15 protein-coding genes are annotated in these 17,916 nt (G+C 65.1%); 7 read left to right on the top strand and 8 right to left on the bottom strand.

All coding sequences use genetic code 11. The features are described from left to right. Positions 1 to 240: 240 nt before the first annotated feature. From OXR00_RS00310 to xylA, 3 genes are read left to right on the top strand one after another with little or no spacing between them, the layout of a single operon-like run. The gene (locus OXR00_RS00310) at positions 241 to 1,305 is read left to right on the top strand and encodes a glycoside hydrolase family 43 protein (protein ID WP_267387102.1); all 1,065 of its coding nucleotides are present in this window, start codon (positions 241 to 243) and stop codon (positions 1,303 to 1,305) included. 6 nt (positions 1,306 to 1,311) lie between these two features. After that, a complete protein-coding gene (gene xylB / locus OXR00_RS00305) occupies positions 1,312 to 2,772 on the top strand; it encodes a xylulokinase (protein ID WP_267386044.1) in 1,461 nt (486 codons plus the stop codon). Next, entirely contained in the window at positions 2,772 to 4,082 is a 1,311-nt protein-coding gene (gene xylA / locus OXR00_RS00300) for a xylose isomerase (RefSeq protein ID WP_267386043.1), read from the top strand. The genes xylB and xylA overlap by 1 nt, the downstream gene beginning before the upstream one ends. A 139-nt stretch (positions 4,083 to 4,221) precedes the next feature. Here the strand turns inward: xylA and OXR00_RS00295 are convergent, their stop codons facing one another. The 3 genes from OXR00_RS00295 to OXR00_RS00285 all read right to left on the bottom strand — a co-directional run bounded on the left by OXR00_RS00295 (position 4,222) and on the right by OXR00_RS00285 (position 6,985). Further along, positions 4,222 to 5,445, bottom strand: coding sequence for an SGNH/GDSL hydrolase family protein (locus OXR00_RS00295; protein ID WP_267386042.1), 1,224 nt, complete (start codon positions 5,443 to 5,445; stop codon positions 4,222 to 4,224). A gap of 95 nt (positions 5,446 to 5,540) precedes the next feature. Next, positions 5,541 to 6,752: a D-mannonate dehydratase ManD gene (gene manD / locus OXR00_RS00290; protein WP_267386041.1), complete on the bottom strand. Its 1,212-nt coding sequence runs from the start codon at positions 6,750 to 6,752 to the stop codon at positions 5,541 to 5,543. Positions 6,753 to 6,760: 8 nt separating this feature from the next. Beyond that, positions 6,761 to 6,985 carry a hypothetical protein gene (locus OXR00_RS00285; RefSeq protein WP_267386040.1) on the bottom strand — a complete coding sequence of 75 codons (225 nt, stop codon included), beginning with the start codon at positions 6,983 to 6,985 and terminating at the stop codon, positions 6,761 to 6,763. A 285-nt stretch (positions 6,986 to 7,270) separates the two neighbouring features. Between OXR00_RS00285 and OXR00_RS00280 the strand changes: the two genes are divergently transcribed. Next, positions 7,271 to 9,313 carry an alpha-glucuronidase family glycosyl hydrolase gene (locus OXR00_RS00280; RefSeq protein ID WP_267386039.1) on the top strand — a complete coding sequence of 681 codons (2,043 nt, stop codon included), beginning with the start codon at positions 7,271 to 7,273 and terminating at the stop codon, positions 9,311 to 9,313. 123 nt (positions 9,314 to 9,436) lie between these two features. After that, complete coding sequence (locus OXR00_RS00275; RefSeq protein WP_267386038.1) at positions 9,437 to 10,558, top strand: LacI family DNA-binding transcriptional regulator; 1,122 nt, start codon at positions 9,437 to 9,439, stop codon at positions 10,556 to 10,558. 93 nt (positions 10,559 to 10,651) lie between these two features. Here OXR00_RS00275 and OXR00_RS00270 read toward each other — a convergent pair whose 3' ends face one another. From OXR00_RS00270 to OXR00_RS00260, 3 genes are all read right to left on the bottom strand, one after another. After that, positions 10,652 to 12,076 carry a sugar porter family MFS transporter gene (locus OXR00_RS00270; protein WP_267386037.1) on the bottom strand — a complete coding sequence of 475 codons (1,425 nt, stop codon included), beginning with the start codon at positions 12,074 to 12,076 and terminating at the stop codon, positions 10,652 to 10,654. Between the two features lie 72 nt (positions 12,077 to 12,148). Next, a complete protein-coding gene (locus OXR00_RS00265; RefSeq protein ID WP_242151159.1) occupies positions 12,149 to 12,895 on the bottom strand; it encodes an SDR family oxidoreductase in 747 nt (248 codons plus the stop codon). Then, entirely contained in the window at positions 12,892 to 14,022 is a 1,131-nt protein-coding gene (locus OXR00_RS00260) for a fumarylacetoacetate hydrolase family protein (protein ID WP_267386036.1), read from the bottom strand. The genes OXR00_RS00265 and OXR00_RS00260 overlap by 4 nt, the downstream gene beginning before the upstream one ends. A 303-nt stretch (positions 14,023 to 14,325) precedes the next feature. On the opposite strand from OXR00_RS00260, the gene OXR00_RS00255 reads away from it, so the two are divergent. After that, a complete protein-coding gene (locus OXR00_RS00255) occupies positions 14,326 to 15,774 on the top strand; it encodes an ABC transporter substrate-binding protein (protein ID WP_267386035.1) in 1,449 nt (482 codons plus the stop codon). A 6-nt stretch (positions 15,775 to 15,780) separates the two neighbouring features. Further along, a complete protein-coding gene (locus tag OXR00_RS00250; protein WP_267386034.1) occupies positions 15,781 to 16,212 on the top strand; it encodes a DUF4112 domain-containing protein in 432 nt (143 codons plus the stop codon). A 61-nt stretch (positions 16,213 to 16,273) separates the two neighbouring features. Here OXR00_RS00250 and OXR00_RS00245 read toward each other — a convergent pair whose 3' ends face one another. Then, entirely contained in the window at positions 16,274 to 16,984 is a 711-nt protein-coding gene (locus OXR00_RS00245; RefSeq protein ID WP_267386033.1) for a ribonuclease T, read from the bottom strand. A gap of 34 nt (positions 16,985 to 17,018) precedes the next feature. Continuing rightward, positions 17,019 to 17,867 (bottom strand): carboxylating nicotinate-nucleotide diphosphorylase, encoded by an 849-nt coding sequence (nadC, locus tag OXR00_RS00240; protein ID WP_267386032.1) that lies wholly within the window; start codon positions 17,865 to 17,867, stop codon positions 17,019 to 17,021. Positions 17,868 to 17,916 lie beyond the last annotated feature (49 nt).

The following is a 17,916-nucleotide window of genomic DNA, read 5'->3' as shown; positions in this document are numbered from 1 at the left end:
CCCGACCCCCCGGAGACACCGCGAAGCCGCGTTAGTCGAGCCGTATGAAAAGATCGGCGTGCATCGCCGCGCTGCCGCTTCATTTAATAGCGCGGCGGCATTGCTATGCCCGCACAAAGCCTGCCCACACGGCGTTGCCACAGCCGATCTTCGCGGATATGGTAGCGCTATCTATTCAATGCGAGCCTCACGAGAAGGCTAAAGAGGGTGATGAACGGCATGACATTTCGCAAACGCCTGATGGTCGCCGCGCTGCTGTGCGCGGGCGCGACCGCCGCAACCGCTCAAAACGGTGGCGCGGATAAATCCAAGTTCCTGTCTCAGCCGCTGGTCACGTCGATCTACACCGCCGACCCTTCGGCGCACGTCTTCAACGGCAAGATCTACGTCTATCCGTCGCACGACGTGCCGACCGATACGCCCGACGACGATCTCGGCAACGAATATGCCATGCATGACTACCGTGTGTTGCGCATGGACCGGATCGGCGGCCCGGTCACGATCGGCCCGGTCGCGCTCGACGCCAAGGACGTGCCGTGGGTGTCCAAGCAGATGTGGGCGCCGGATGCCGCCTATAAGAACGGCACCTATTATCTGTACTTCCCGGCCCGCGACAAATCCAAGGACAAGAACGGCCTCGGCGCGTTCAAGATCGGCGTCGCCACCTCGAAGAACCCGATGGGCCCGTTCAAGGCCGATCCCAAGCCGATCGCCGGCAGCTTCTCGATGGACCCGGCGGTGTTCACCGACACAGACGGCAAGACCTACATGTATTTCGGCGGTATCTGGGGTGGCCAGCTTCAGCGCTGGAAGAACGGCGTGTACGATCCCAACGGCAGCGATACCGATCTGCTCAAGGACGACCAGCCCGCGCTGTCGGGTCAGGTCGTGCGGATGAACGCGGACATGAAGAGCTTTGCCGAGAAGCCGCGCAACGCGGTGATCCTAGGCGCGGACGGCCAGCCGGTGAAGGGCGGCGAACATGACAAGCGCTTCTTCGAAGGCTCGTGGATGTTCAAGCGCGGCGGCACCTATTATTACACCTATTCGACCGGCGACACGCACTTCCTCGCCTATGCGACCGGCACCAGCCCATATGGTCCGTTCAAATATCGCGGGCATTTCCTGCTGCCGGTGCAGGGGTGGACGACGCATCATTCGATCATCCAGGACGCCGGCAAGTGGTGGCTGTTCTATGCCGACACGCAGCTCAGCAACAAGAACCACCTGCGCAACGTCAAGGTGACCGAGCTGTTCTTCAATCCCGATGGTTCGATCAAGACCATCGATCCGATGGTGAAATAAGCCCGCATGTTCCTCGGCATCGATATCGGCACGTCGGGCGTAAAGGCCGTCGTGATAGACGTACATGGCACGGTGATCGGGCAAGGCACCGCCCCGCTCACCGTGCAGCGTCCCCAGCCTTTGTGGTCGGAGCAGGACCCGGATAGCTGGTGGACGGCGACCACCGCCGCCGTGCAGGCGATCGACGCGGACGTGCGGCGCGAAGTGCGCGGCATCGGCCTCGCCGGGCATATGCACGGCGCGACCCTGCTCGGCGCGGACGACAAGCCGCTGCGCCCGGCGATCCTGTGGAACGATGGCCGCAGCGCCGCCGAATGTGCCGAGCTGGAGGCGGCGACGCCCGCGTTCCGCACGATCGGCGGCAACATCGTCATGCCCGGCTTCACCGCGCCGAAACTGGCGTGGGTGCGCAAGCACGAGCCGGAGGTGTTCGCCAAAACCCGGCTGGTATTGCTGCCCAAGGATTACGTGCGGCTGCTGATGACCGGCGAAAAGGCATCGGACATGTCCGACGCCGCCGGCACGCTGTGGCTGGACGTGGCTGGTCGCAGGTGGAGCGACGAACTCCTCGCCGCGTGCGGGCTGGACGTGAGCCAGATGCCCGCGCTGGTCGAAGGGCCGGACGCGACCGGACGGTTGAGCGCGGCGGTTTCCGAACTGTGGGGCGTGCCGCAGGTGCCGGTCGCCGGCGGCGGCGGTGACAATGCGGCAGGCGCGGCCGGCGTCGGCGTGGTCAAGGATGGCGATGCATTGCTGTCGCTCGGCACGTCGGGCGTGATCTTTGTAGCGAACGACCGCTTCAAGCCCAATCCTGCCAGCGCGGTCCACGCCTTCTGCCACTGCCTGCCTGAGATGTGGCACCAGATGGCGGTGCACCTCTCGGCCGCGTCCTGCATCGACTGGGTGGCGCGGCTGACCGGTGCGGCCGGTGCCGCCGATCTGTTCGCGCGCGCCGAAACCGTTGGCCCGGCGAGCGGCCCGGAGCTGTTCCTCCCGTATCTGTCAGGCGAACGTACCCCGCATAACGATGCCGAGGTGCGCGGCGCGTTCCTCCGCCTCGACAACGATACCGGGCCGGAGCGGCTCGCGCAGACGGTGCTGGAAGGCGTCGCGTTCGCGCTGGCCGATGGGCTGGACGCGCTACGCGGTGCCGGCACCGAGGTGAAGCAATTGTCGGTGATCGGGGGCGGCGCGCGCTCGCGCTACTGGGGGCAGACGTTGGCCGCCGCACTGAACACGCCGCTGGTCTATCTGCAGGGCGGCGAGGTCGGCCCGGCGCTCGGCGCGGCGCGGCTCGCGCAGCTTGCCGTCGATGGCGGCAGCCCGGCGGAGGTCTGCGTCGCACCACCGGTCGCGCATACCATCGAACCCGACGCATCTCTGGTTGACCGGCTCGCTCCGAAGCTCGACGCGTTCCGCCAAGCCTATTCCAAGATCACCCCTCTCAACGCATCCAGGAGTGCCTGATGGCCATCGACTATTTCGCCAATATCCCGAAGATCACGTACGAAGGCCCGGACAGCACCAACGAGCTGGCCTATCGGTTCTACGACAAGGACAAGATGGTCCTCGGCAAGCGCATGGAGGATCACCTCCGCTTCGCCGCATGCTTCTGGCATACCTTCTGCTGGCCGGGCAGCGACGTGTTCGGCGGCGGCACCTTCAACCGCCCGTGGCATGCCGGCGCCAACGATAGCGCCGCCGCGACGATGAAGCGTGAGGTCGCGTTCGACTTCTTCCAGAAGCTCGACCTGCCATTCTACTGCTTCCACGACGTCGATGTGATGGCCGATGCCAAGAACGTCACCGAGCATCGCCAGTTCTTCGCCGAAGCGGTCGACCACCTCGAGAAATTGCAGGCTTCATCGGGCCGCAAGTTGCTGTGGGGTACCGCCAACCTGTTCAGCCACCCGCGCTTCGCCGCCGGCGGCGCGACCAATCCCGACCCCGAGGTCTATGCATTCGGCGCGATGCAGGTGCGTGACGCACTTGAGGCGACGCATCGGCTCGGCGGCTCGAACTACGTTTTGTGGGGTGGTCGCGAGGGTTACGAGACGCTGCTCAACACCGATCTTAAGCGCGAACTCGACAATTTCGGGCGTTTCTTGAGCCTCGTCGTCGAGCACAAGCACAAGATTGGCTTCAAGGGCACGATCCTGATCGAACCGAAGCCGCACGAGCCGACCAAGCACCAGTACGACTTCGACACCGCAACGGTGTACGGCTTCCTCAAGCGCTATGGCCTCGAGAACGAAGTGCGCGTCAACATCGAGGCGAACCACGCGACCCTCGCCGGCCACACTTTCGAGCATGAGATCGCGACGGCCAACGCGCTCGGCCTGTTCGGTTCGATCGACGCCAACCGCGGCGACCATCAGAACGGCTGGGATACCGACCAATTCCCCAACTCGGCGGAAGAGTTGACGCTGGCGATGGTCGAGATCATCCGCGCCGGCGGCTTCACCGATGGCGGCTTCAACTTCGATTCGAAGGTGCGGCGCCAGTCGATGGACCCGGTCGACCTGTTCTACGGTCATATCGGCGGCATCGACACGGTGGCGCGCGGCCTGCTCGCGGCGGCCGCACTGATCGAGGACGGTCGCGTCGACCAGATCAAGACCGAGCGTTATGCCGGCTGGACGGGTGATCTCGGTACGCAGATCGGTGGGCTGGACCTTGCCGGCATCGCCGACCTCGCAGTCGAGAAGCAGCTTGATCCCAAGCCGCGGTCGGGCCAGCAGGAGCGGCTCGAGAACCTCGTCAACCGCTTCGTGTGATCGGGTGGGGAGGGTTGCCCCTCCCCGTTCTCTCCAAAACAGCAGGCCCGGAACCGCGTGGTTCCGGGCCTGCTTTCGTTTGGTGCAGGGTGTTGCCCGCGGCGAACGGGCCGAGCTGAACGCTTGCTTTTCGCAAACGTTACCGCAGTAGCGCCAGCGGCACTGCATCACCCATCGCCTTGTAGCCGGCGGGGCCGGGATGCAGGTGATCGCCTGAATCGAACGCCGCCGCGAGGCGCGACGGATCTGCGGGATCGCGCGTCACCTTGTCGAAATCGACCACGCCGTCGAAGTGGCCGGGCGCACGGATCCAGCTATTGATCGCTTGGCGGTCGGCCTCGCTACCCGCGTCGGGGTGGTAGTAGTCGCTGCCCATGTACGGCGTCAGCGTCGCGCCATAAACCTTGATCCCGCGCGCATGCGCCCGCTCGACGATTTGCGCGTACCCCGCCGTCAGTTGCGCGACGAAGGCGCGGCGCTGCTCGGGTGTCTTCGTCTCCAGCCGGGTGAACGTACCGAGATCGTTGATCCCTTCCAGCAGGATGACGGAGCGCGCACCCGGCAGCGCCAGCACGTCGCGGTCGAGCCGCGACACCGCATTCGGTCCGAGTCCATCGAGCAACACGCGGTTGCCACCGATCCCTTCATTCAGCACCGCCGTCTGGCCGCCGAGCCGCCGCGCCAGCACGTCTGTCCAGCGATCGTTGCCGTTCGTGGTGGCGCCGTGGCCGTCCGTAATCGAGTCGCCCAGCGCGACGACGCCATTCGGTGGCGCGCACCGCTGCACCTCCACGCCGGATAGCATGTACCAGTGGTCGAACTTGGTCGCGCCGGGCAGGCTTTCCGCCGCGACACTGTCGCCGGGCGCGAGATATGAGGTCGCGCGCGACCCCGGGTGGGAGGTCTGGCTCGCCACATCGCCGTTGACGCGCAGGGAGATTGCGAGATCGTCGAACGCGGCAAGATCGAACGATACAGGGTCCGACAGCCAGTCGCCGCCGGCCGGGATGGTGATGCTGTTCATGCCTGAGAATGTCAGCGTCCGCCGCGATGCGGCGACGATGCGATCGCTGTGGTTGTCGGCGGAACGCGCCACGCCCGCACCAAGGATGACGAGTGGCTCCCGCCCGAACGCGTTGGAAAACCGCACCCGCAGCGTCTTGCCCGCAAGCGTCGGGCGGACGACTTCGCGCAGCGTGGCGCCGGCCATCCCATTGGCGGGCAAAGCGTCGGCGGTGGCGGGCGCCATTTGCGAGGACGCCCAGGCCGCCTGCCACGAACAACCGGGCCCTGCCGCCTGTGCGGCGGTGGCGACACCGCCCGTGCTCAGCAGCAACAGCGCAAAGTTCAACATCGGACGCATCGCGGATCCTCCAAAAGAAAACGGGGCCGGCCAGGCGACCGGCCCCGAGGATTACACTGGGAATCGTAACGGTGAAAACATTCGCACGGCAGCGATCACCAGCTGAACATCGTGCCGTCTCCAAGACGGTTTACCGGCAGGAACGCGCGCTTGTACTCGTACCCCTTGGCGAGTTCCTCGTCGATGTCGACGCCCAGGCCGGGCGCGTCACCGGGATGCATCGCGCCGTTTTCGAACGTGTAGGCGTGCGGAAATACCGCGTCGGTTTCGGGTGTGTGGCGCATATATTCCTGAACGCCGAAGTTCGGCACCGACAAATCGAAGTGCAGCGCCGCCGCCATGCATACCGGCGACAGATCGGTCGCGCCGTGGCAGCCGGTGCGGACCTGATACATGTCCGCGAACGCCGCGATGCGGCGCAGGTGCGTGATGCCGCCGGCGTGGACCACGGTGGCGCGGATATAGTCGATCAGTTGGTTCTGGATGAGATCCTTGCAGTCCCAGATCGAATTGAAGATCTCCCCCACCGCCAGCGGCGTGGTGGTGTGCTGGCGGATCAGTTTGAACGATTCCTGGTTCTCGGCCGGAGTGGCGTCCTCGAGCCAGAATGGACGGTATTGCTCGAGATCCTTACCGAGCCGCCCCGCCTCGATCGGCGTCAACCGATGGTGAATGTCATGGAGCAGGTGCACGTCCCAGCCGAGCGCCTCGCGTGCCGCCTTGAACAGCTCGGGCACGATCCGAAGGTACTTGCTCGTGTTCCAGACGTTCTCGGTCGGCAGATCGGCGTCGGCGGGCTCATAGAAGTACTTGTCCTTGGACACACCATAGGTGGAGGGCATGCCGGGCACACCGCATTGAATGCGGATCGCCTTATAGCCTTGCGCCTGATATTCGAGCGCAGCGGCGATCGTATCCTCGATGGTCGTGCCGTTGGCGTGACCGTACACCATCACGTTCTCACGCGCCGCACCGCCGAGCAGTTGATAGACCGGCAGACCGGCGATCTTGCCCTTGATATCCCATAGCGCCATGTCGACTGCGGCGATCGCGCTCATCGTCACCGGGCCGCGCCGCCAATATGCACCCTTGTAGAGATACTGCCAGATATCCTCGATACGGTGCGCGTCACGGCCGATCAGGCACGGGACGACATGATCGGCGAGATAGCTCGCCACCGCCAGTTCGCGGCCATTAAGCGTCGCATCGCCGACCCCGGTAGTGCCGTCGTCGCATTCGATCTTGAGCGTGACGAAGTTACGTCCCGGCGAGGTGATGATGACGCGGGCGGAAACGATCTTTGGCATGACTATCCTCAGGCGAATTCAAGATTGATGGTTTCAAAGTCGGAGCATCTCGGCGCCGCCACGATGCCGGGCAGGTCGGACTCGATCACTTCACTCAAGGCGGCATCGCTCAGGCGGTGCGTACGCGGTCCAGGGCGGCGGCAACGCTTGCGCTGCGCGGCGAGTGTCGCCATCGACCTGTCGGCAGTCAGACGCAGGAGACTGCGGCGGCTGTTTACAGCGCTGAGCTTCATGATCTGACCAGCCTCCTAGAATTGGTCAGGTCATATGCCGACAGAAGCGTCGCTGGGGAAGTGCAAAATGGGTGTGAACAGTCCCTCGACTGCCGATTGGCCGCAGGCGTGTGTTCCATCCCAGCACTTCCTCCCGCGTGTTCACGCGCGGCATTGCTGTGGTGCCGTGCTGATGATACCCCTGTCAATCACGAGGATACGGGCGGTTGTCAATGGCGACGCGGCACCAAGGAGAGGCATGTGAAGGCAATTCAATCGCTGTTGGGCGCAGTTGCGATATTTGGTATGACCAGTGGCGTTGCCCATGCCGATGACGGCTACGACCTGTGGCTGCGAAACGGCGAGCACGCCGCAACGTCGGTCGTCGCGCAGCAATCCACGCCGACACTCAGCGTCGCCGCCGCCGAACTTCGCCGTGGGCTACCCGCGGGCGCGCGGGAGGTGCTGCTCGCGCGCACCACCTCCCCTCAAGTGACCGCGCTGAAGCTCGGTCTCGGTACGCTGGGCGAGGAAGGCTATGCAGTGCGACCGGTGTGGATCGGCGGGCGCGCGGTGACGCTGATTACCGGCAACAGCGATCGCGCGATCCTCTACGGGGCCTTCGCGTTGATCCGCTACGTGCATACCGGGAACGCACTGGCCACCGCGACGCTGACCTCAAGCCCACGTATCAAACTGCGCGTCCTGGATCATTGGGATAACCTCGACGGCACGGTGGAACGCGGCTACGCGGGGCAATCGCTGTGGGACTGGTGGACCCTCCCCGATTTCCGTGATCCGCGCTACGTGGATTACGCCCGCGCCAATGCGTCGATCGGCATCAACGGGACCGTCCTAAACAACGTCAACGCCAGTCCGACCAGCTTGACGGCGCCCTATATCGCCAAGGCCGCCGCACTCGCCGACGTGTTCCGGCCCTATGGTATCAAGGTGTATCTGTCGGCGCGTTTCTCCGCACCGATCGAGATTGGCGGCCTCAAGACCGCCGATCCGCTCGACCCTCAGGTTGCCGCTTGGTGGAAGGCGAAGGCGGACGAGATCTACCGCGCCATTCCCGATTTCGGCGGCTTCCTCGTCAAAGCGAATAGCGAGGGTCAGCCCGGCCCCCGCGATTACCACCGTACCCACGCCGATGGCGCCAACATGATGGCGGCGGCGGTCGCCCCGCATGGCGGCATCATCATGTGGCGCGCCTTCGTTTATGCCGAAACCAACGCAGAGGACCGCGCCAAACAGGCCTATGACGAGTTCAAGCCGCTCGACGGGAAATTCGCGCCCAACGTGATCGTGCAGGTCAAGAACGGTGCGATCGATTTCCAGCCGCGTGAGCCATTCCATCCGCTATTCGGGGCTATGCCGAAGACGCCGCTGATGATGGAATTCCAGATCACCAAGGAATATCTCGGCTTCGCGACGCACCTCGCCTACCTTGGGCCACTGTTCACGGAAACCCTCGACGCCGACACGTTCGAGAAGGGACCGGGCTCCACAGTCGCCAAGGTCATCGACGGGTCGCTGGAAGGGCATACGCTGACCGGCATGGCCGGGGTCGCCAACATCGGGCGTGACCGCGATTGGTCCGGATCGACGTTCAACCAGGCGAACTGGTATGCGTTCGGTCGGCTGGCGTGGGATCCGTCGTTGTCGTCCCAAACGATCGCGCGTGAATGGGCGGAGCAGACGTTCGGCACCAACCCGCGCGTCGTCGGTACCGTCACGCAGATGATGCAAGGCTCCCGCGAGGCGGTGGTCGATTACATGACGCCGCTCGGGCTTGCGCATCAAATGAGTACATCAGGCCATTACGGACCAGGACCGTGGATCTCCGATCTCAAGCGGCCGGAATGGAACCCGACATATTACAATCATGCGGATGCGGGTGGCATCGGCTTCGACCGCACCGCCACGGGCAGCAACGCGGTTGCGCAATACGCCCCGCCGGTCGCCAAGATCTTCGCCGATCCCGCGTTGACGCCGGAGCGGGACCTGCTCTGGTTTCATCATGTGAAGTGGGATCGCAAGATGGCGTCCGGTCGCACGTTATGGGCCGAAATGGTCGCGGATTATGATCGCGGCGTTGCTTACGTCGCCGACATGCGTACGCGCTGGGCGACTTTGAAGCCGCTCATCGATGCGGAACGCTGGCAGAAGACCGCCACGTATCTCGCCGTGCAGGAGCGCGAGGCGCGATGGTGGCGCGATGCAAGCCTTGCTTACTGGATGTCGGTCAACCATTTGCCGCTTCCAGCCGGCGCGGCGCCGCCGCAGCACGATTTGACGTGGTACAAGCAACTGAGCTTTCCATTGGCGCCGGGCCAAGGAAAATGATCGAGACGGCGCGGCAGTAATCGCCCATATACTGCCGCACGACTGCACATGCCGGGAAAGTTGCGCGCATCGGCCTTGCGCAAATGTCGCGTGTCCGTAATCTGCTGTGCGAAAGGTTTGCATGTGAAGGAACCCCGCCCCCGGCGCCAACGCAATGTGCCGACGATCAGCGATGTTGCGGCCAAGGCGGGCGTATCACCGATGACGGTGAGCCGAGTCATCAACCATGAGGCGAACGTTCGCGACGAGACGCGACGTCGCGTCGAGGCGGCGATCACCGCGCTCAACTACCGGCCAAGTGCCGCAGCGCGCACCCTGGCAGGCGGCGACGAAATTCGCATCGGCCTGCTCTATTCCAACCCCAGCTTCGCCTATCTGAGCGCGTTGCTGGTTGGCAGCCTCGATCAGGCGAGCCGTGCCAACGTGCAGATCATCGTCGAGAAATGCGACGAGGAAGGCACCGAAGGCGCGGCGATCGAACACCTGCTGCGCGGCCGCATCGACGGCCTTGTACTGCCGCCACCGCTCGGCGACTCACAGGTGATCCTGGAGGCGCTGGCGGATTGCGACATACCTATCGTCGCTCTGTCGACCGGTCATGCGCCGGATTGGGCGATGTCGGTCAGCATTGACGATCGCCAGGCTGCGTATGACATGACGCGACACCTGGGATCGCTTGGCCATCGGCGGATCGGGTTCATCACCGGCAACCGCAATCTTACTGCGAGCGGTGAGCGGCTGGAGGGATATCGCGCGGCATTGGCCGATCTGAACCTCGCCGACGCGCCGGAGCTGATCGCCGAGGGGCTGTTTACCTATCGATCCGGCCTCGACGCGGCAGACCAGTTGCTGGAGCTTGCCGATCCGCCGTCCGCGATCTTCGCGTCGAATGACGACATGGCGGCGGCGGCGGTGGCGATCGCGCACCGGCGTGGGCTGGATGTGCCGGGCGATCTGACCGTCTGCGGGTTTGACGATACCGCGCTTGCCACCACGATCTGGCCCGAGCTGACCACGATCCGTCAGCCCGTCACCGATATGTCGCGCATGGCGGTCGACCTGCTCGTCCGCGAGATCAAGGCGCGCAAGGCGGACGAGACGGGTGTGCCCTCGCAACATCTGCTTGCCGAGTACGAACTGATCCGCCGCCAGTCCGACGCCGCGCCTCGTCGCCGGCCGACCGTGCGATCCCCGCACCACGACGTCGCGATACAGATCGCCAAACACGCGCGCGAAGCGCTCTGACCCGCTAACAAAAAGGGGCGGCCGCTTTGCCAAGCGGCCGCCCCTCTTCGTGTCTGGCGTACTGCCGCTCCCCGACGGGGAGCGGCGCGGCACTCAGCCTTCCATCGCCTCCAGTTCGCGTCCGCGCGTTTCCCGGACCATCTTCTGCACGAAGAAGAACGAGATTGCCGCGAAGGTGGCATATCCCACGTAGGTGACCGCGAGACCCGGCGTCTTGGCGAGCGTCGGGAAGCTGACGGAGACCACCGCGTTGGCGATCCACTGCGCGAAGCCGGATACCGCCAGCCCCGAACCGCGAATCTGGTTCGGGAACATCTCGCCGAGCATGACCCACATGATCGGGCCCCAGCTCATGTTGAAGAACACGGTGTACAGGTTGGCGGCGATCAGCGCGATCAGCCCGTTGCTGCCCGGCAGCGCCACGGCGCCATCGGCGCCGGTCACAGCCGTCGAGAACGCCCAGGCGACCGTGCCGAGCGTCACCGTCATGCCGGCCGAACCGATCAGCAGCAGCGGCTTGCGGCCGATCTTGTCGACGGTCGCGATGGTGAACACGCATGCAGCGATCGACAGCACACCCGACAGGATGTTGATCATCAAGGCGTCGTTTTCGGAGAAACCAACCGCCTCCCAAAGTGTGGCGCCGTAGTAGAACACGACGTTGATGCCGACGAGCTGCTGGAACACGGCCAGACCGATACCCGTCCAGAGGATCGGGCGGATCTTGCCGGTCGTCTTGTCGATCAGGTCCGACATCTTCGGCTTGTGGTGATCGCCGGCGAGGCTCGCACGGATTTCAGCGACCTTGCGGTCCGCCTCGTTCGAGCCGAACAGCTTGGTCAGCACGGTGTGCGCCTCGGCCTCACGACCCTTGGCGACCAGGAAGCGCGGACTTTCCGGGATGAAGAACAGCGCCGTCAGATAGATCGCGGCCGGAACCGCCTGCAGCCAGAACATCCAGCGCCAGGCGGTGAAACCCAACCAGAAGTCCGCAGTCGATCCACCGGCATAACGCGCCACCGCGTAGTTGGCGACGAACGCGCCGGTCAGACCGGTGATGATCATCACCTGCTGCACGCTCGACAGGCGACCGCGGATCGCCGCCGGCGTCACTTCCGAGATGTAGACCGGCGAGATCACGCTTGCCGCCCCGACGCCGAGGCCGCCGAGGATGCGCGCGCAAATGAAGATCAACGAACTGCCTGCGGCGCCAGCGACCAGCGCGCTGATAAGGAACAGCACCGCCGACAGCATCATCACGTTGCGGCGGCCGATCGCATCGGCCATCCGCCCCGCGAGGAACGCACCGATCGACGAACCGACCAGGATGGCGCCGACGTTGATGCCGAGACCAAACTTGCCGAGCGAGAACGCCGCCTCCAGCCCCTTTTGCGTGCCGTTGATGACACCCGAATCGTAGCCGAACATAAAGCCGCCGATCGTCGCCACCGCCACGATCAGGGCGATGAAGCCGATATTCAGCTTTTGTCCGGGCGAAATTGCCGCCGTTCCTGTCACATCCTGCTCCTTGTTATGCCCCGTCGGTCCTTGCCGACCCCTCGTATTCCGTACTCGTACCGCGATCAGCGATCAGCGCCAGCCGGCATCGACGAAATAATCGTGACCGGTACACATGCGAGCATCGTCAGATGCCAGGAACAGCACCAGTGCCGCCACGTCGGCGGGCTGGATGCGCCCGTCCAGACACTGCGCGGCGACGATCTCCGCCTCGCCTTCCGGCGTGTACCAGCGTTCCTGGCGCGGCGTCTGCACGTTGCCCGGCACGATGGTCGATACGCGGATGTTGTCGCGGCCGAGGTCGCGCGCCATCGCCTTCGTCATGCCTTCGATCGCCGCCTTCGCGGTTTCGTACAGCGCGATCCCGGGCAGGCCGAGATGCCAGCTGATCGAACCGAAGTTGAGGATCACGCCGCCGCCGTTCGCGCGCATGCCCGGCACCACCGCTTGTGCGGCGAAGAACAGGTGGCGCAAATTGGTCGCCATCCGCTCGTCCCAATAGGCGGGCGTCACCTCGTCAATGGTATGACGATCATCACTGGCCGCGTTGTTGACCAGCACGTCGATGCCGCCGAACTCACCAAGGATCGCGTCGATCGTGCCCTGCAGCGCCGAAAGGTCGCGCAGATCGCACGGGCGGAACACGACACCCTCGTACTGCGCGGCATGCGCCTCGCCGGCTTCCGCGTTGATATCGAGAAACGCGACGCGCGCGCCCTGCCGCGCGAACGCCTCGACGAGGCCGGCGCCGATGCCGGTGGCGCCGCCCGTCACCAATACGCGTTTGCCCTTGAGACTTGGGTAGACTGCCCCGCTCATGCCGCGTGCCCAAGCAGGCCGCGCTTGGCGAGGTTGGCGATGAACGCGCCGATGCCGAGCTCCCACGGCGCGGCGTCGCGCGAGAACACCACCCGATTGACGAGGCGGCCAAGCCGGTCGCTTTCGATCGTCACGGTGTCGCCGACCTTGTGGGTGAAGCCACGGCCCGGCTCGTCACGGTCCTGCACCGGCGCGAACAGCGTGCCGAGAAACAGCACGAAGCCATCGGGATATTGATGTTCGCTCAGCGTCTGCTTGACGAGATCGAGCGGATCACGGCTGATTTCGGCCATGTTGCTGGCACCCTCGAGCCGGTAATTGTCTTCGCCGGCGATGGTCAGCTTCACCTCGGCCTTGCGTACGTCGTCGATGGTGAAGCTGTCGTCGAACAACCGCACCAGCGGGCCGAGCGAGCAGGACGCATTGTTGTCCTTTGCCTTGCCGAGCAGCAGCGCCGAACGCCCTTCGAAATCGCGCAGATTGACGTCGTTGCCGAGACACGCGCCCACCACCTGGCCCTTGCTGTCGACCAGCAATGCGATTTCCGGTTCGGGGTTGTTCCAGCTCGAATCGGAACGGATGCCGATCTCGTCGCCCGGCCCTACGGTGGAAAGCACCGGCGCCTTGGTGAACACCTCCGCATCCGGGCCGATCGCGACTTCGAGATATTGCGACCACAGCCCGGCTTCGACCAGCGCCGCCTTCAGCTCGGCCGCTTCCGACGAACCCGGCTGCACCGAACGGATCGAGCCGCCCACGCGCGCCTCAAGGCTGTCACGGATCGCGCCCGCCGCCGCCCAATCGCCACGCGCACGCTCCTCGATGACACGTTCCACCGCCGACACCGCGAACGTCACGCCGCACGCCTTGACGCACTGAAGATCGACCGGGCTGAGTACCTTGATATCGGCGGCATCGAGCGTGCCGAGCGACGTGCCGCCCTTGCCGGAGAAATCGCCAGCTTCAACCAGCGCCGAGACGGTTGGCGCGACCTGCGACATGTCGAACACCTCGCCCTCCAGCACCAGCACCGGGCTGGGGCCAGCGTGGGTCTCCACGCGGCCGAGAAAACGCCCGCTCCGCCAGTCAGCCGGCAGGCTCGCAACAATCGCGGTATCGCCCCTCATATCCCACTCCGCTCGTCTATCGGTTTGATAGCGCTACCAGCACGGTCGGCCCATCACTGTCAATAGAACCGGCCAATGCTTCAACAGGATTATCGCATTCGTTCACCGTCAAGTTCAAGCGGTGAAGCAAGAGCTTGGATGCGTTGCGGATTACGTATGATCGACGCCAACGCAAGACCTGCAACCGCTCCCAGTGGAGCCGTTTGGCTCGCCCGATCAAGCCGAGGAGCGGAATCGCGAATGCGAAGTCGGCGTGCTTTGCGCGGTAGCGGCAGCAGCGAAGCGGTGGCAATAGGGTCGCCGATGCGCCGCCGCCTTGCCTTCATGCTGCTTTTTGGCCTCGCCGGGTGCGACGTGCGTCGTGACGCGGGCGCGGTCGTGGCGAGCGTCATCGGCGAACGGCCCGAACTGAAGGATCCGGTCCGTGGCGGGCTTGCCGGGCCCGACCGGTTGCTGCTCGATTCCGTAGCGGAAGGGCTGGTCCGGTTCGATGCAAGCGGCCAGATCGAGCCCGGCGTCGCCGAACGTTGGACCGTGATCGACGGCGGCATGAGCTATATTTTCCGCATCCGCGACGCGGCGTGGAGCGACGGCAAGCCGGTCACCGCCGCTGAGGTAGTGGCGATCCTCAAGCGACAGCTCGCCCGCACCTCACGCAACCCGCTACGCCCGTTTCTCACCGCCATCGACGAGATCGTCGAGATGACGCCGGAGGTCATCGAAGTACGGCTCACGCGTCCGCGACCTGACCTGCTGAAACTCTTCGCGCAGCCCGAACTGGCGATCGTTCGCGCCGCGCCGCCGGGCGGCAGCGGTCCATTTCGCATCGTCGCCGCGCGCGGTCCACGGCTGGTGCTACGCCCCGCGCCCGATTTGGAACAGGCTAGCGACGACGGCGACGACACCCCGCCGCCCGAAGCGACCGTCCGCCTGATCGGGGAGCGCGCGGCCAAGGCGATCCTGCGGTTCGCACATCAGCGATCGGATCTGGTGAGTGGCGGCACGTTCGCGGATTGGCCGCTGCTCGCGCAAACGACGATCGCGCCTGCAAACGTCAGGATCGATCCCGCTGCCGGGCTGTTCGGGTTCGCGATCGCGGACCGTAGCGGCTTTCTCGCCGATCCCGCGAACCGCGCCGCAGTTGCGCGCGGCATCGATCGCAACGCGGTCGTCGCCGCATTCGCGCCGGGCTGGGCTTCGACGCCGACGATCCTGCCCGAGCAACTCGACTCGGCGGCACCGCCGGCGGTGCCGGCATGGCAGTTGGGCGACGACGCGGTGTTGTCACCCGCCGAGCGCGTGCGGCAGTGGCGGCAGGGTCATCCGGAGCCGCTCGTGCTGCGCGTGGCGCTGCCCGCCGGGCCAGGTGCGACGACCCTCTACGCTCAGGTCGCCGCAGCCCTGATCCGGATCGGCATCGTACCGCAGCGCGTCGGCTGGAACGAGCCTGCGGCACTCCGGCTGGTCGATGCGGTGGCGCCGTACGACAGCGCGCGGTGGTACCTCGCCACCGCGTGCCAGCCGTGCAGCGACATCGCGCAGGCTGCGCTAGATGCCGCACGGGACGCGCCGACGTTGACCGAGCGCGCGCGCCACATCGCGGAGGCCGATGCCGCGCTCGCCGCCGATGTAGCATACGTCCCGGTGGCGCAGCCGTTGCGCTGGTCGCTGGTGTCGCTGCGGCTGAAGGCGTGGACGGGGAACTCGCGCGCGTGGCACCCGTTGAATCGGCTGCGCTCCGACACCAATTGAGGTTCCATGACCCAGGCCACCCGCATCAAGCCCGAACCGCTGCACGGCCGCGCCGCCGGATATGTCGGGACCGATGTGGCGGCTGTGCGCAAGCGTATCGAAGCGCTGGAGCACCTGCTCGAAGGATTGTTCGTGATCCCCGGAATCAACCGGAAAATCGGCCTCGACGTGATCCTGGATCTAATTCCGATCGGCGGTGACGCGGTCGGCGCGGCAATGGGGGCGTACATGGTTTGGGAAGCGCGCAATCTCGGCATGTCCAAGACGCAGATGGCGCGGATGATGGGCAACGTTGGCGTGGACTTCGCCCTGGGCCTGATCCCGTTCGTCGGCGCCATTCCGGACGCGCTGTTCCGCTCGAATTCACGCAATCTGAAGATCATCCGGCGCCACCTCGACAAGCATTTCCCGTCGAGTGTTATCGTCGAGCAGCGCTAGCCAACCTTAGGCGGCTGGCTGTGGATCGCGACCAGTATCTGCCGACGTTTCTCGCGATTTCCTAGCGCCGCCCGCGCCAGATCTTCAACGCCGTCCCCGAGGTGACGCCGCCAGAGTTCGGCTTGCACCGTTCAAAAGCGAAACTCCGGTCGAGGCATAGCCACAGTTCGTTCAGCCACCCCTTGCCATTCGCGGTGACGCGGATCGCACTGGCAGGCAGTCCCGGGTTTGCGGCTGCAAACGCCGCCGCGAAAGCGCCTGCCGTCAGCGCCTTACGGGATAATGCGTCCATATCGGGATAGCGCAGCTTGGCGTACAACCCGGTCGAGCGCTTGAAGTAATCCGCCGGTGCGTTGGGCATGCAGGTGCCGTGCTTGGCCCATTCGTGCTGCATCAACTGGGCCGAAGGGGTCGCGCACAGATGTTGCTTGATCAGCGCGGCGGGCAGGATCGCTGTAGCCTGACAATATTGCGGCCACTCCGGGCCGACACCGTCCGGCCACAGCCCGTGCAGCGTGAAACCGAAACGGTTGCCACCGCCACATTCCATATCGGCACTGTTATCGCGGCGATGCGCCTGGCAATATTCCGGTGCCCAGGTCAGCGCGAGTGTGTAGCTGCCGATCGGTAAGTTCCGCACCGGTTCCTTGTCGGACGGAAGTTCCGGGTGCGGGCGCGGCACTGACGCGGGTATCGCACATTGCAGCGCCTGCGCCTGTGCGAGCCCGGGCAGCGCCACCGCAAGCAGCGGCAAGATACGATAGAGTTTCATGCGCGTCGTCCCCTCAACCATGCGCCCGCGAAAGTCAGGAAAGCGCGGCGAAATCAAGACCGATGTCGGCAGCCGGCGCCGACTGGGTGATCCGACCGACGCTTACATACGTAACGCCGCTTTCCGCAATGGCGCGGATCGTGTCGAGCCGAACCCCACCCGACGCTTCGGTCGGCACCCGGCCGGCCACCAGCGCCACCGCCTCGCGCAACACCGCGGGCGGCATGTTGTCGAGCAGGAGGTGCGTCGCTCCGGCTTCCAGCGCGGGCGCGATCTGCTCCACTGTGTCGACCTCGGCGATGATGCTGGCGATCCCTGCCGCTTTCGCGCGCCGCACCGCCTCACCGATGTCCCCCGCCACCGCGACGTGATTGTCCTTGATCATCGCAGAATCCCACAACCCCATGCGGTGATTGGTCGCGCCGCCCATTCGCGTTGCATATTTCTCCAGTACGCGCAGGCCCGGGATGGTCTTACGCGTATCGAGCAGGGTCGCGCCCGTCCCCGCGATCGCATCGACATAGGCGCGGGTCATCCTCGCCACGCCGGACAGATGCTGCACGGTGTTCAACGCAGACCGTTCGGCGGTGAGCATCGCACGTGCTGATCCGCGAAGCCGCAGCAAGTCGGTGCCAGGGGAAACGCTGTCGCCATCCTCGACCAGCCGCTCGATCACCACGCCTGGGTCGAGCGCGCGGAAGAACGCCTCCGCCACGCCGAGCCCGGCAACGACGATGGCATCGCGGCTATCCATCACGCCGCTGAACCGCGCCTCTGCCGGGATTACGGCAGTGGCGGTGATGTCGCCGCCCTCCCCCAGATCCTCGGCAAGCGTCGACGCCACGAAGGCGTCGAGGTTGAATCGATCGAGATGAAAAGGCATCAACCTGTCCCGCACCACTAGAAGATGGCCCGGCTTTGCCAGATCGGCC

Source organism: Sphingomonas sp. GC_Shp_3 (genome assembly GCF_026540945.1).
Taxonomy (GTDB): Bacteria; Pseudomonadota; Alphaproteobacteria; order Sphingomonadales; family Sphingomonadaceae; genus Sphingomonas.
Note: the sequence above shows the minus strand (reverse complement) of the source record. Positions and strands in the feature narration are given on the sequence as shown.

Coding starts and splice junctions, on each gene's coding strand:
- OXR00_RS00310 (WP_267387102.1), top strand. CDS start 241: ATGGTCGCCGCGCTGCTGTGCGCGGGCGCGACCGCCGCAACCGCTCAA.
- xylB (WP_267386044.1), top strand. CDS start 1,312: ATGTTCCTCGGCATCGATATCGGCACGTCGGGCGTAAAGGCCGTCGTG.
- xylA (WP_267386043.1), top strand. CDS start 2,772: ATGGCCATCGACTATTTCGCCAATATCCCGAAGATCACGTACGAAGGC.
- OXR00_RS00295 (WP_267386042.1), bottom strand. CDS start 5,445: ATGCGTCCGATGTTGAACTTTGCGCTGTTGCTGCTGAGCACGGGCGGT.
- manD (WP_267386041.1), bottom strand. CDS start 6,752: ATGCCAAAGATCGTTTCCGCCCGCGTCATCATCACCTCGCCGGGACGT.
- OXR00_RS00285 (WP_267386040.1), bottom strand. CDS start 6,985: ATGAAGCTCAGCGCTGTAAACAGCCGCCGCAGTCTCCTGCGTCTGACT.
- OXR00_RS00280 (WP_267386039.1), top strand. CDS start 7,271: ATGACCAGTGGCGTTGCCCATGCCGATGACGGCTACGACCTGTGGCTG.
- OXR00_RS00265 (WP_242151159.1), bottom strand. CDS start 12,895: ATGAGCGGGGCAGTCTACCCAAGTCTCAAGGGCAAACGCGTATTGGTG.
- OXR00_RS00260 (WP_267386036.1), bottom strand. CDS start 14,022: ATGAGGGGCGATACCGCGATTGTTGCGAGCCTGCCGGCTGACTGGCGG.
- OXR00_RS00255 (WP_267386035.1), top strand. CDS start 14,326: ATGCGCCGCCGCCTTGCCTTCATGCTGCTTTTTGGCCTCGCCGGGTGC.
- OXR00_RS00250 (WP_267386034.1), top strand. CDS start 15,781: ATGACCCAGGCCACCCGCATCAAGCCCGAACCGCTGCACGGCCGCGCC.
- OXR00_RS00245 (WP_267386033.1), bottom strand. CDS start 16,984: ATGAAACTCTATCGTATCTTGCCGCTGCTTGCGGTGGCGCTGCCCGGG.
- nadC (WP_267386032.1), bottom strand. CDS start 17,867: ATGCCTTTTCATCTCGATCGATTCAACCTCGACGCCTTCGTGGCGTCG.